Annotated in this window: 10 protein-coding genes; 2 read left to right on the top strand and 8 right to left on the bottom strand. The window is 40.5% G+C overall.

Annotation, left to right across the window (positions count from 1 at the left end; all coding sequences use genetic code 11):
• Nucleotides 1-94 precede the first annotated feature (94 nt).
• Nucleotides 95-1,039 carry a LysR family transcriptional regulator gene (locus H5163_RS01610; RefSeq protein WP_145236132.1) on the top strand — a complete coding sequence of 315 codons (945 nt, stop codon included), beginning with the start codon at nt 95-97 and terminating at the stop codon, nt 1,037-1,039.
• Here H5163_RS01610 and H5163_RS01605 read toward each other — a convergent pair.
• The gene (locus H5163_RS01605; protein WP_182734103.1) at nt 1,036-2,073 is read right to left on the bottom strand and encodes a GGDEF domain-containing protein; all 1,038 of its coding nucleotides are present in this window, start codon (nt 2,071-2,073) and stop codon (nt 1,036-1,038) included. The genes H5163_RS01610 and H5163_RS01605 overlap by 4 nt on opposite strands.
• A gap of 129 nt (nt 2,074-2,202) precedes the next feature.
• Nucleotides 2,203-3,069, bottom strand: coding sequence for a DUF6279 family lipoprotein (locus H5163_RS01600; RefSeq protein ID WP_182734102.1), 867 nt, complete (start codon nt 3,067-3,069; stop codon nt 2,203-2,205).
• A 532-nt stretch (nt 3,070-3,601) separates the two neighbouring features.
• Between H5163_RS01600 and H5163_RS01595 the strand changes: the two genes are divergently transcribed.
• Nucleotides 3,602-4,327: a tetratricopeptide repeat protein gene (locus H5163_RS01595; RefSeq protein ID WP_182732497.1), complete on the top strand. Its 726-nt coding sequence runs from the start codon at nt 3,602-3,604 to the stop codon at nt 4,325-4,327.
• 40 nt (nt 4,328-4,367) lie between these two features.
• Here H5163_RS01595 and H5163_RS01590 read toward each other — a convergent pair whose 3' ends face one another.
• The 6 genes from H5163_RS01590 to H5163_RS01565 form a co-directional block, all read right to left on the bottom strand.
• Nucleotides 4,368-5,798 (bottom strand): coniferyl aldehyde dehydrogenase, encoded by a 1,431-nt coding sequence (locus tag H5163_RS01590; RefSeq protein ID WP_259399775.1) that lies wholly within the window; start codon nt 5,796-5,798, stop codon nt 4,368-4,370.
• Nucleotides 5,799-5,908: 110 nt separating this feature from the next.
• Nucleotides 5,909-7,384: a DASS family sodium-coupled anion symporter gene (locus H5163_RS01585; protein WP_145236148.1), complete on the bottom strand. Its 1,476-nt coding sequence runs from the start codon at nt 7,382-7,384 to the stop codon at nt 5,909-5,911.
• An 11-nt stretch (nt 7,385-7,395) separates the two neighbouring features.
• Entirely contained in the window at nt 7,396-8,358 is a 963-nt protein-coding gene (locus H5163_RS01580) for a porin (RefSeq protein ID WP_145236151.1), read from the bottom strand.
• A 228-nt stretch (nt 8,359-8,586) separates the two neighbouring features.
• On the bottom strand, nt 8,587-9,954 hold the full coding sequence (locus H5163_RS01575) for a sigma-54 dependent transcriptional regulator (RefSeq protein ID WP_145236154.1): 1,368 nt from the start codon (nt 9,952-9,954) through the stop codon (nt 8,587-8,589).
• Entirely contained in the window at nt 9,951-11,687 is a 1,737-nt protein-coding gene (locus H5163_RS01570) for a cache domain-containing protein (RefSeq protein WP_145236157.1), read from the bottom strand. The genes H5163_RS01575 and H5163_RS01570 overlap by 4 nt, the downstream gene beginning before the upstream one ends.
• A 36-nt stretch (nt 11,688-11,723) precedes the next feature.
• Complete coding sequence (locus tag H5163_RS01565) at nt 11,724-13,700, bottom strand: TonB-dependent receptor (protein WP_182734099.1); 1,977 nt, start codon at nt 13,698-13,700, stop codon at nt 11,724-11,726.
• Between the last annotated feature and the right edge of the window lie 46 nt (nt 13,701-13,746).

The raw sequence follows: 13,746 nt of genomic DNA, 5'->3' as shown, positions 1-13,746 counted from the left end.
TTCTATGTTACGGAACATTGTTGTGGACAAAAACCATAGATTTTTAAATTCATTAATGCCAATATGGCATCAATTAAATATTGGTGAGTAATTAATGGATACCACAAGTCGCTTATTGATGTTGTTAGAAGTCGTTGAGCGAGGCTCATTCGCTAAAGCAGCAGAAACCCGTAATATTGATCGTTCAGTGATCTCAAAACAAATAAGTCGTCTCGAAGATGATTTAGGAGTACGTTTACTGAACCGCACCACCCGCTCATTTTCACTGACAGCTGCAGGGGCCGAAATGATTAAAAAGGCCAGTGAGTTGAGGCAACTACTAGGTGAAACTGTACGTTTAGCCGAGAATTATCACCAAGAGCCACGCGGTGTATTAAAAATCACTTCATCAACCATTATCGGCAGGCGTTATCTACAACCTGTAATTAATGATTTTCAAAAACGCTTCCCGCAAGTAGAAGTTGAACTAAGACTCGATGATAAGTTAGTTGATCTGGTATCTGAAGGCTTTGATCTTGCTTTTCGGGTCGGTGAGCCAAAAGACTCATCACTGATCGCACGTAAAATTGCGCGCAATAGATTACTAATATTAGCCGCACCTGAGTTTATTCAAACGTATGGATTGCCAAGTAAAATAGAGGACTTAATTGATTTACCCGCAGCCAGTTATTCCAGCACTTCGTTGCGCGTTGAGGGTATTCGTTATGTAGATCAATATGGTCTACCGCAAGAGCAAAAAATTAAGAGTGTGTTTAGAGCCAATGATGCCGAGGTACTGCTCGATAAAACGCTTTCTGGAACAACCTATGTGCTCGCGCCAGCATTTATTATTAATGATGAAATAAAGCAAGGACGTTTAGTGCCCTTATTAACAGACATCAAATTACAAGAATACAGTGCGATGTACGCGGTATATCCACACCGTGATTTACCTGTAAGAACACGGTTATTTTTTGATGCGATACGTGATCACTTAGGTAAAGAAACACCACTTTGGGAAAGTAACATTCCCGGTTTCGAGCACATGTATCTAGGTTAAGAAACCTGTTCTAGTTTTGCTGAGTATTTCTGCGAGTCAAAATAAACATTGTTTCGACCATGTTTTTTTGCATAATAAAGTTGCTCATCTGCTGCTTTAATCGCTTGTTTTAGGCTATCGCCATCACGATAAGCAGCTAAACCGATACTTGCTGTTAAACTTATTTCACGCGCACCAACATTGATAGCCGTACTTTGCAAACCGACTCTGATATTTTCAGCAATTTGATAAGACTCTTGTTGATTTGAATCAGGAATGAACAGTGCAAACTCTTCGCCGCCAGTACGAAAAACTCGCCCCTTGTTAAGTGTTTCTCTTAATATAGTGGCAATTTCAACCAGAACTTGATCGCCCACATCATGACCAAATTCGTCATTTACTTTTTTAAAGTAATCAAGATCTAGCACCATAATAAATAAATTAATTTTGTCTACCAACTCAACTTCAAAGTAATGGTTCATTGCTAAACGGTTGCCGGTGTTTGTCAGCGGATCTAGCAAGGCAAGGTTTTCTAGTCGCTCTGAAAATTGTGCTCGGCTCGCTTCAAAAATATGCGCAGTAACCCAAACTATCACATAGCTAAAACTCATATTTAGGTACAGGTTAAGCTCTGAAAATGGTGCTAAGGAGGGTTTACTAATAAACACAGCCGTTTGTACACACACTAATAACAACGATAGGTAAAAACCACACTTACAACCTAACAATAAATAAAATAATATAGGTAAAGTAAAAGTCCAGACGAACAGGCCACTCTTAACAACAGCAAGGTAAGTGCCCAAGATTACTAATAGCATAATACAAAGGCACAATAATAACGGCTGCCAAGTCTGAAATTTTCGTGTCCGAGCATAGTTAAAAGTATAAAAACAATAAATAGCAAAAACCCCTTCTAAAATCCCTAATGAGTAAAAGTCATTAATAAAAAGATTAAAATAGGTAAAAACACTCGCTAAAATTCCGAAACAGAAACAAATCCATTTCAGTAAATTTTCACGTAATACTTGAGCGCTATCTAAGGCTGCGATATCCATTGATTAACTTTAATTCGAGCGAAAAAAAGTCAGTCTAACGGTTAATTGAAAGAGTACAAGCTCTATTTGTTTTTGATATATTCATTTTTATAAAAAATTTTTAAAATTAAGATCTTAGCAACTAACAGCCTATTCATCATTAATTAATTGTTCTATATCTTCTAACATATCGGAGAACTCAGCATTAGCATGCTGGCGCTGTTTTGCTGTCAACGTGGCTCTTAAACTCACAAGTAAACGCGCATAGCGCTTTGAATTTTCAGCATCTAAGCGAATTAATTCGTCACTCATAAACACCTCTCGCTCAGTAATGACAGCTGATAATTGGCTAATAAACTGATCGCGGCTAAGTTGGCTATCAAAAAATACCTGTTTGAATTTATCCAGCCGAGTTTGCTTGTAAGCTTGCCTTAATAAAAATGTTGCTTGAAATTCGCTGTTCGCTTGGGTGATCAAAGACACTTGTTGTTCACTCAGTTTACCAAGCCACTGTTTATAAGTATCTAACTGACGTTCAAGGCGATCTTGCTCACGCTGTGTTGGGGTTTGTTCATTATACTCGTCACTTTCTGTTGTTATATCCTCTGCAATGACAGCAACAAATTCTTCTCTTTGCTCCGTGGATAAACCAATAGCAAGTTCAATAAGATCGTCTCTTACATACATAACTAACGATTGCCAATGTGTTTTAAAGCCTTGAAAATACGTTAATAATGCTTGCTCTGAAGGGTCTTCATCAAGTAGCTTTTGTAATGCCAACAGATCCTGTCGATACAAAGGTAATTGCGTCTTACGATGCCAATCCCGACTTTTCTTAATTAAGTCTTTAGCTTGTTTGCTTTGCTGCTTCGATAAATCAACGTAGTCATCAATCCAAAACGCCGATAACCAGCCTATATTATTGTAGGTAAATGTAGCTGAGCATCCAGTCAGAGCTAATAGAAACACACCAACTACTGCGGATTTATAATTCAAGCACATGTTTTTTATAGACATTTTTATTTTTCTTACGGTTCTTTATAGCACTACGTTAATCAACTTAGCGCATTATGTAAATGAGGGGATTAAAATAAAACCGAACAAATGGAAATAATTATCATTTAGCCATTGACGCACATTCAAATACAAGTAATAATCGATCGCATCAACACCAAGCAGCCCAACACGACACGTTTGCGCTTCTTGTAAGAATTGAACGTACCGACCTCAGTGCCCTAGGGAAGATCGACCAGTAAGGATGCTGGGCCCCTTTAGTACAAAGTTGTTGATGAAGATGGTGACGCTTCGAGCATATTACTTACTCGACCCAAGTAATATAATTAAAAGATCACACTCACTTGCTACATTGTTCATATCGGTGACGGTTGATATGACCCAAAAAGCCCCATCAGGGGCTTTTTTTATTCCTTTAAATTTTCTGTAATATCTGTATCTTATGTCTAAGTTTTATCATTTATAGTGCGAAGCTGGGCAATTGTGGTTGTTGGGACTAAAATTAAACAGTAACACGCTAATTGGAGGTATTGTCATGTGGCAGCCGAAGTTTAAGATATTGTTGATGGTCGGTGCACTTAGCATCTGTGGTGTTGCTCATGCGGGACTTGAAGAAGGGATCCGCGCAGCCAATGAAGGTCAATTTGAAGATGCACTTAGAGAGTTTAACTACCTTGCAGAAAAAGGCTTTGCACCAGGAATTTACGAGCTAGGGCAGCTATATGAAGGTGGCCACGGCGTAACGCGCGACTATCACAAAGCTGCTGAACTTTACCAGCAAGGCGTTAAAAAGAACCACGTCGACTCAATGTTTGCATTAGCTGTACTTTACCAAGAAGGTAAAGGCGTTAAACTTGATAAACAAATGTCAGTTTCACTCTTTAAGCAAGCCGCGGCAAAAAACTTACCTGCTGCTCAGTTTAACTTGGGTGTGATGTACGCCAACGGCGATGGCGTTGGGCAAGATTATAAAGAAGCTATTAAATGGTATGAAAAAGCCGCTGGTAATAATTATACGCTAGCACAGTTTAATATGGCGCTGATGTATTTCGAAGGCCATGGAGTCGAAAAAAACATCGAAAAATCATACATCTGGAACACTGTTGCTGAGTATAATGGTAATTTAGATGCCAGTCACAGTCGCAAGCTAGATGAGCGCAAGCTAATGCCTGCGCAAATTGCAGAAGCCAAAGAAAAAGCTGATGCATTGTATGAAAAAATCCAAGCTGGGCTGTATGCGGGCGAAGATCGGATGTTTTAACTGCCAGTTAAAACGCTATTGGATTGTACTTAACGCCAATTTATGGCCGCAAGTACAACCATTTAAGTATTTTAATCAATATCTTATTTTGCGCCAACAACAATCCTAATTTAGGATTAAAACCACCCGTTTTCAATGTGTTACGTGCATGGCTAAAGGTTAAAAAGCCTTCTATACCGTGATAGTTTCCCATCCCAGAAGGACCTAAGCCACCAAATGGCGCATCATCAGCAGTCACCTGCATTAAGGTGTCATTTATTGCGAAGGTACCACTTTGTGTTTGCTGTTGAATACCTTCATTGATTTGTTTATCTTGCCCCATTATGTACAAAGCTAACGGCTGAGGACGTTGATTTATGTATGCAATCGCCTGAGGTAAAGCTTGATAACTGACAATCGCAAGAATTGGTCCAAACAGTTCTTCTTGCATCAACTTCATATTGTCATTCACATCAGTCACAATGTGCAAACCAAGACGATGCTTATGTTCGTCGCTTTGGTTTTCATCTAACGGCTTAATTATCTGTGCGCCCTGTTGCTGTGCATCTGCCAATAAATCGGTTAAACGCTGAAAATGGTGGTGATTAATAACCGAGGTTAAATTTTTACCCTCGACACCTAAGTTATAATGTTTTTTATATAAGCTACAGAGACTTCTGACTAACTGATGCTGTAAGTTTTCCGGCACTAAAACATAATCGGGGGCAACACAAATTTGCCCTGCATTGGTCATTTTACCAAATAAAATAGCTTTAGCCGCCTTATCTATATCCGCTTGCGCGGTAATGATAACGGGCGATTTGCCACCTAACTCAAGAGTTACTGGGATAAGGTTTTTACTCGCAGCGGCCATAACATGGCGCCCTACAGCTGTAGAGCCGGTAAAAAATAAGTGTGCGAATGGCAAACAGCTAAACTGTTGACTTAATTGCGCTTCACCTTCGATCACTGCGCAATGTTCGCTAAGCTCGCCGATAAATAGTTTTTTGATTACTTGATTGGTGTGCGGAGTAAATTCACTGACCTTTAATAATACCCGATTACCTGCGGCAATTGCGGTTATCACCGGCACGATTGATAATTGAATTGGGTAATTCCATGGAGAAATTATTCCCACCACTCCTTTGGGTTGATAGCTCACAGCAACTTTTGATGGCGCTAGGCTCAAACCCGCTTTTCGTGGTGAATTTTTTGCCCATTTAGGTAAATGCTTGATGGTGTGGCTGATCGTTTTGACCGTAGGCAGTATATCACCCAAAATCGTATCAAAAGCAGTGCGAAAGCCAAAGTCTTTCGAGCTTGCAGCTACCAATTCAGCCTCTAATGCCAACAGTTCACGTTTTAAAGATTTTAATAAACGGATCCGCTGTGATAATGCTAAATATGGCTGGGCATCAAAATGCAGCTGCATTTCATCAAATTGCGCTTTTAGCTCAGGGTTACATACAGTGCCAGTGTCAGACAAAAGCATACTCATAAACAAAATAAAGATTTAACCACTATAACTTTGTTTCTTAGCAGGGGCAATATAGAGCGCTATCAACAAACGAATAGCGCTCCGGTTGGGTAACTTTGAATTACTTAAAAATTAAATACCGATGCAGCAAGGGTCATAGTGACAAATGTGATCAGCGCAATTGCAACAATATTTAATGCAAAGCCGGCTTTGATCATATCCCGCATTTGAATTTGCCCAGAGCCAAACACAATGGCATTAGGCGGGGTCGCTACAGGCATCATAAACGCACAACTACAGGCTATAGCCGCAGGAATAACCCAGACCAATGGCGAACCTGTGACTGACTCAGCGACAGGGCCAAGTAGTGGTAAAAATCCAGCTGCGGTTGCTGTATTACTGGTGATCTCAGTTAAGAAAGTGATTAAGGTTGCAATTGCTAATACACTCAATACTAATGGAATGGCGCTGACGCCTTCAATCATATGAGCTATGTATTCAGCCAAACCTGATGACTTTATTTGTGCCGCTAGGGTTAAGCCACCACCAAACAACAATAACACTCCCCAAGGAACTCCTGCCGCACTTTGCCAGTCAAGAATACGTTCATCACTGCCTTTATTAGCAGGCAAAACAAATAATAATAATGCTGCGGCAATGGCAATACCGGTATCCGATATTTTTAAACCAGAAAAATCAGCGATCAGAGGTCTAAATATCCAGCACACAGCTGCAAATAAAAACACACATAACACCCCTTTCTCAGCGCGTTGCATGGTGCCAAGACCTTTTAACTGCGAGCTAAATAGTGACTTGGTGTCGACTTTTTTAGATTTTTCATCCGTTTTATCAACTTTGTAAGCAAACTTGGTCAGCCACAACCAACAGATGATCAACATAGTCAGTGACAATGGCACACCCACCATCATCCATTGCGCAAAACCAATTTCAATTTTATAACTATCTGATAAATAAGCGGCCATCAATGCATTCGGTGGCGTACCAATTAATGTTGCAATGCCGCCAATGCTGGCACCATAAGCAATAGAAAGTAACAGTGCTTTACCAAAACCATTATTATTTGGATTAGATTTTTGCACTAAATGGGTGATAGACATAGCAATAGGTAACATCATCACTGCTGTTGCAGTATTTGACATCCACATTGATAAGAATGCCGTTACTAACATCATCGCTAATATCTGCAAACTCGGTTTTGAGCCCGCGTAGAGCATAGTACGTAAAGCAATGCGCTTGTGTAAGCCCCAACGTTCCATCGCAATGGAAATTAAAAAGCCACCTAAAAACAAAAATATTAAGGGGTGCGCATACGGTGCAGCGACACTTTTTATCGCAGCAATGTCAGCCAACGGAGAAAATACCAACGGCAATAGCGCCGTAGCTGGGATAGGAACTACTTCACTCACCCACCATGATGCCATCCAAAATGCTAATCCTGAAGTACGAAGAGCAGCGGTACTCATGCCAGCAGGAGGATCGATCAAACACGTAAGTAACATGACCGCAGGGCCCAATAACAGCAGCAAGATCTGTATCATTGGATTTTTTTCAGGTTTATCGTCTAAAGTTTGTGTGCTCATATTCAACCCCTTTAAAATTTATACTTTAAGCCAAGGGCTAAGCTACTATCCGTTTGCTGTTGCAAATCTAAGTCAGTATAGAATAAGTACGCGGTAGTTTGTTTATCAAATAAATAATCCACACCTGCAGTCCACTGGCTGCCCTTAGTACTTTGGCGAATAGTTGAGTCATCACTGGCAAATTGTAGTTTTGGCTGCCATTTGTCAATGGTATAACTGGCACTCAACACATAGCCGTTTCCTGATTTAGTACCATCTACTGACTCACTGTGCTGGTAAATAGCACCTAGTTGTAAATCATTTTTTTGCCACGCGCCAACGATACGACTGGCGTTGATATTATTGAGTGAATCAATATGGCTGATCGCCACATAATAATTTTTATTTTTTAAACCACGGTCACCATAAATTAACGTAGCGGCATAGCCGGCTTCATTATTGGCACTGTCATCCTTCAAAGCATAGGTAAGTGATAGCTGAGCACCCGCATATGATTTTGAACTATACGTTATGGTATCACCAAGGCGATCTTGACCCGGTAGTAATTGAGCAATATCGGCTTGAGTTTCATTGAAGTTATCAACTTTACCTTCTGAATACTTAAAGCGTGTATCGTTTCGACCAACTACAACTTCACCAAAATTTCCCGCTAAACCTAAATATGTATTACGGGCACTAAATGGCTCATCGGTATCATCGTGCTCAAAGCCCTTTACTTGCACTTCGTATTTAAATACCGCTTTTAACGAGTCAGTGAGTACATGTTGCCCTTTCACACCAATGCGTGAAAAAGGCGCATCGATTTGCGTTCCTTTTTTAGCATAGCGCATTACACCGTTGTCAGTATTAGCAATTTGTACTTCTGCTTTACCATAAATGTCATACTCTGCAGCATGAACACTTTGTCCAAAGCAAGCTGCTGCAAAACTCGTTGCTACAAAAACAGGGGTTAGCTTTTTGTCTATTATTATCATTGTGTGCCCTTATTGTTAGGATCATTTGTTGTTCCCGCTAATAAAGGCAAGTTTACTGCCAACTGCTTATAAAAAAGTAAAGTTTAATATATTCAGATAGTTAAATTTAAAATTAAATTATACTTACAATAAAGTGTGCGGGATCCCACACACTATCAAAGCGTCTGTGTCACTGTTTCCACCCATCAAATTAAGCTGAGCAGGTAAATCACTTAAGCACAGCTCTGGTTAATCAATAAACATGTCACGATTGAGGCCATATTTACTCATTTTGTCATACAAGGTTTTACGAGCAATCTGTAAGGTATTCATAGTTTCTTTAATACTACCTTGGTGGCGCTCAAGGGCTTCTTCGATTAAAGATTGCTCATAAAAGCACACTTTTTCCGCCAAACTCAGATCGGGCGATAACTCACTGCCATTATTATTTTCGGTATTGGCGAACGCTAATTCAGCACCCAGCAGCACCGCTCGTTCAGCTTGGTTTCTAAGCTCTCTGACATTACCTGGCCACTGGTAACTAAGTAAACGCTGTAATATATCGCTACTTAGAGGAGCCGGAGGTTTATGAAAACGAGTCGCGGCAATAGAGCTAAAATGTTTGAATAATAAAGGAATATCAGCTTTCCTATCACGCAATGCCGGAATACTTACCCTCACTAAATTGAGTCGATAATATAAGTCAGCTCTGAAGTCCCCTTTTTCGACCAAGGATAATAAATCAACTTTGGTTGCCGCAACGATACGTATGTCTAAGTCAACCGCGGTATTAGCGCCGACGGGGGTCACTTTTCGCTCTTCTAAAACGCGAAGTAACTTTACTTGTAATGATGCCGGTGTGCTTTCTATCTCATCTAAAAACACCGTACCACCTTGAGCAAACTCAAACTTACCTTGGCGACTGTGTGTTGCCCCTGTAAACGCGCCACTGGCCGCACCAAATAGTTCACTTTCAATCAGTTGCTCTGGTATGGCACCACAGTTAATTGCCACAAAATTACAGTTTGAACGACTGCTTTGATCGTGTAAAAAGCGTGCAACTAACTCTTTACCGGTGCCAGTTTCACCTTCAATCATCACATCTGCGGGAGTGTCGATCACCGCATTGAGCAGATGCATCATTTGCTGCATTTGCACGGTTTCCCCTAAGATCCGCACACCTGGGGCTGACGTTTTTTCTACCGCTAATTTTAAAGCACGGTTTTCCATTACCAAGGCACGCTTATCGCACGCTCTGGCAATGCAATCTAATAACTGCTCAGTGAGAGGTTTTTCAAATAAGTCGTAAGCCCCTAATTGCATTGCTTTAACAGCCACTGATACATCAGCAAATCCAGTCAGAAAGATCACCGGTAATTCGCTATCAAATGCTTGAACTTGTTCTAAAAAAGCCAGTCCATCCATTTTCGGCATATTAATATCACTGAGCACCACCCCGTTAAAACGACGATTAAGTTTTGATAAAGCACTCATTGGATCGCTAAAACACTGTACTTGATAGCCTTCGAGTGTCAGCAATTGGTCAAGTGAATCGCGGATCATCGCTTCGTCATCAATAACAATGACCTGTTTACAATCAGTTGCTAACGTATTCATAACGCTCCTTTAGTACTTGCTAAGGTAATAATGAATTGAGCACCACCGCCAGGGCGATTATGCGCACTTAAACAGCCATTAAATGAATTAATAATTTGCTTAGAAATAGATAGCCCTAAGCCAAGGCCATTAGTTGATTTAGTGCTATAAAAAGGCTCAAAAATAGTCCCAAGCGCATGTAACTCGATACCAGGCCCAGTATCCAAAATAGACAGCTTAACGCGGTCGTCAAACTGCTCTATCTCAAAACTCAGCTCTCGCACTGTGCTGTCAGCCATTGCTTGGCTGGCATTGGTGATCACATTCACTAATACTTGCTCAAATTTAATGCCATCAACCCATACTTTTACAGTGTCAGCAATATCAGCGGCGTTAACGTTGACATCATCCTGCTTTAATTGCGCGGAGGCGATCACCATGGCATTTTTAAGTAGCTGGCTTAAGCTTTGCTCCCTTAACTGTGTTTGTGCTGGTTTGCTAAAGTGCTTTAATTGTCCAACAATTTTATGTACTCGTTCGATCAGCGATTGCACAATAACAATATTTTCAGCGGCCTTTGCAATATCACCTTTGGCAATCAAGCGCTTAGCACTAACCAAATACGTACTCATAGCACTCAAGGGTTGGTTAATCTCATGATTGATACCAGCACTAAGTTGACCTATGGTGGCCAATTTGGCTGTTTGCACCAGCGCTGTTTGTGCTTTTTCGAGTGCATGGGTGCGCTCTATAACTTCTTGCTCAAGGCTATGACGAGAAAAAAGTAATTTTTTATAGCCGGCAAAACGTGCCATTAAACTGTAAAAAAGCATTAACCCCCCAGCATAAATCACACTCAACCAAAACAATCGTCCTAGTTGATTAATATTCACCGACGATATATCAACAAGCACAGTTATTTTTGCATTAAGTCGCTCAATCGGCGCACTTGCAGGCACATATTTACTGCGTTTATTCGCATCATTAACGTATAACAGGGGCATCCCTTGGCTAGTAATGTGCTCAGCAGTGATAACTTTTGGTACATACTCTAGGTAGCGTCGGCTTGTCGTAAAGTGTTGATAGTCTGCTGCTGTGAGGCTATGCAACGAATTGAGTCGCCATGATGGGCTATCGGACATAGCAATAATATTATCGTCTAAGCTTAAATAAAAATGGCTAGCGTGGGACGCATTCAGTAATTGTCGATCAGTTTCAAACTTAGATACATTCACTTTTAAGGTGACCACACCTATTACTTGGCCATCGCGATAAATCGGTTCAGAAAAATAAATGCCACGCTCTTTAGATCGTAAACCAAGAGCAAAATAGGCAATTTTGTTACCCGCCAATGCCTGAGAAAAATACGGACGAAATGCAAAGTTATTACCGATATAACTGTAATCAAGTTGCCAATTGCTCGATGCAATAACATCCCCTTCACGATTAAGTACATAGACGTCTGATGCACCACTGGCTTGTTGGATATCAGCCAAGTAATTATTAATAGGCTGCACGGGCTGATCAGTATCACTGAGAAATGCAGTGAGTAACTGGTTATCAGTAACTAAATGAGGAATAGTTGCAAAACGAGAGAGTTCGGTATCAAGATAATTACGCAATTGACCCACTTGGAGTTCAGCTTGCTGCTTTGCTTGACTTAAATCATAGTGTCGGCCAAATAGAAAACTAAGCAACAATACACTGATTAAAATGGCAACAGCGATTAATATTTTTCGGGGAAAACGCAGCATGTTCAACCAAAGGGCACACCTGAGCGTCCCTAAAACTTAAAATTTGATTTGATAGTGTAACGAGTATTCACTGCCGACACCAGCAACAGCACCATCTGTGACTCTTGGATCGTACACACGGTAGTGCTTATCTAAGAGATTATGGGCTTTAAAACTAATTTCACTGCGTGCAGAAAATTGCCAACTAACAGCCCCGCCGAGCAAAAAGTAAGCCGGTTGAGTAAAGTCGCTTGTCATTGTCGGGCCACTGACGGCATCGCGCCAAACACTATTGAGGCTCAGCACCCATTGCTGATGATGATAATTAGCAATCACACTAGCAAAGCGCTTAAACGTTGGCTTAATTGGCGTATCAAAATACTCGCTGTAGGTCGCTTCCACTGATAAATCACTAGTAATGTGGATCATGCTATCTAATTCAACACCACGATTAATGTCATCTAATTGATTTTCAAAGGTAAACTGATTATTGGCAGCTGAATTTGGCACTAGATTAATAAAATCAACAAGTTGATTATAAAAAAGCACCGAATTAATATGCCAATCTTGTCCCTCGTAGCGCCAAACAAGCTCTGTGGTTTTAACATATTCAGACTTTAAGTTTGGATTGCCCTTAGTCACATCATCATCTGAATACAATTCATTCGTCACAGGAGTGCGAAACGATTCACCGTATTGTAATTTAAAAGTATGCGCGCGAGTTGGTGAGTAGATTGCGGAAATGCGAGGCGATAATTTACTGTCTATCGCTTTAACATCATCATAACGTGCCCCTAAAAATAAGGTCAATTGCTCAGCAAAAGGCACTTTGATTTGCCCATAAATACTTCGGGTTTCAAAGGTAGATTGCAAACTCTGAAATGGCGCATAATTACTGATTGTAACAATCCCCCCTTGATAAAACGGATCTTCAACAATAATTTCACCGCTGTTAATATCAAAATAATTAACACGTAAGTCCGCTTTATGTTGCTCTGCGTGGCTATATTGCAAGCCTGAATTAATTGACCAACCATTATTAAATTGCTGACTGGCCTCTACACTGACTGTTAAATCCGTCGTATGCCAATCAGGACCAATAAAAAAATCATAACTGGCATTGGGTAAGGCTACTGCAGGTGCGATTAATCCAGCACTTTGTATTTGATGATGTGCATACGCTATTTTTGTAGCCAAAGTACGTGTATCAGTTTCAAGCCAATCATAACCTACAGATAGGAAAGTATTCTCACTACGATGTTGATTACTGTCAGAATAACCACCAAGGTTTAAAAACTCATTCAGTTCAACCTGATTATAACGCGCTCTCAAAGCCAGTTTATTGATATCGACACCCGCTTCAAAGTAAACTGATTGCAGTGGATCGTTTACCCCTTGTGGATAACGCTTACCACTTTTCTGGTTATACGCGCCATTAGCAAATAGATGTGTTTGCTGATTAACTTGATGACTAACCGAGAATGCAGCGCCGGTTTGACCTACATTTCCCACAGCCAGCGACATTTCATTATTTTGGCTTTTAGTCACTATATTCATCACCCCTAAGAATGCATTACTGCCATATAAAGCAGACCCAGGGCCACGTATGAACTCAACTTTATCAATAATTTCTACAGGTATATAAGGGATATAAACTGACGCTTTGCCAAATGATGACTCATTTAAACGTTCACCATTGATCATCACTAAGATATTGCCGCTATCAAGGTAAACACCTCTTGCGTGATCTTTTGGCACAGCGCCTACCCAATCACCACGAGTAGATTGCATACCAGGAACAAAATTCATCAATTCAAACGCATTATTCACCCCAAGCGAGGCTATTTTTTGGCGATTAAAAACTGTGATGGTTGAAGGTGCTGAAGCGAGAGTTTCTAAGGTTTTTGAGGCAATATCGACATGAACGTCAAGTAAATCCTCAAAGCTAAGCGCAAATAAATCCTCAGCCTCGCTCGCCAATAAGGGAGTTGTATAAACACACAAAAAAAGACATGCTGTTTGCTTCAAAATCATTACGCCGCTTTACACCTATATTTTTCATTGGAGTTAGCACATCATA

The sequence above is a fragment of the Pseudoalteromonas sp. SG44-8 genome (assembly GCF_014164125.1).
GTDB classification, from domain to species: domain Bacteria; phylum Pseudomonadota; class Gammaproteobacteria; order Enterobacterales; family Alteromonadaceae; genus Pseudoalteromonas; species Pseudoalteromonas rhizosphaerae.
Note: the sequence above shows the minus strand (reverse complement) of the source record. Positions and strands in the feature narration are given on the sequence as shown.

Coding starts and splice junctions, on each gene's coding strand:
- H5163_RS01565 (WP_182734099.1), bottom strand. CDS start 13,700: ATGATTTTGAAGCAAACAGCATGTCTTTTTTTGTGTGTTTATACAACT.
- H5163_RS01585 (WP_145236148.1), bottom strand. CDS start 7,384: ATGAGCACACAAACTTTAGACGATAAACCTGAAAAAAATCCAATGATA.
- H5163_RS01590 (WP_259399775.1), bottom strand. CDS start 5,798: ATGCTTTTGTCTGACACTGGCACTGTATGTAACCCTGAGCTAAAAGCG.
- H5163_RS01610 (WP_145236132.1), top strand. CDS start 95: ATGGATACCACAAGTCGCTTATTGATGTTGTTAGAAGTCGTTGAGCGA.
- H5163_RS01570 (WP_145236157.1), bottom strand. CDS start 11,687: ATGCTGCGTTTTCCCCGAAAAATATTAATCGCTGTTGCCATTTTAATC.
- H5163_RS01580 (WP_145236151.1), bottom strand. CDS start 8,358: ATGATAATAATAGACAAAAAGCTAACCCCTGTTTTTGTAGCAACGAGT.
- H5163_RS01605 (WP_182734103.1), bottom strand. CDS start 2,073: ATGGATATCGCAGCCTTAGATAGCGCTCAAGTATTACGTGAAAATTTA.
- H5163_RS01600 (WP_182734102.1), bottom strand. CDS start 3,069: ATGTCTATAAAAAACATGTGCTTGAATTATAAATCCGCAGTAGTTGGT.
- H5163_RS01575 (WP_145236154.1), bottom strand. CDS start 9,954: ATGAATACGTTAGCAACTGATTGTAAACAGGTCATTGTTATTGATGAC.
- H5163_RS01595 (WP_182732497.1), top strand. CDS start 3,602: ATGTGGCAGCCGAAGTTTAAGATATTGTTGATGGTCGGTGCACTTAGC.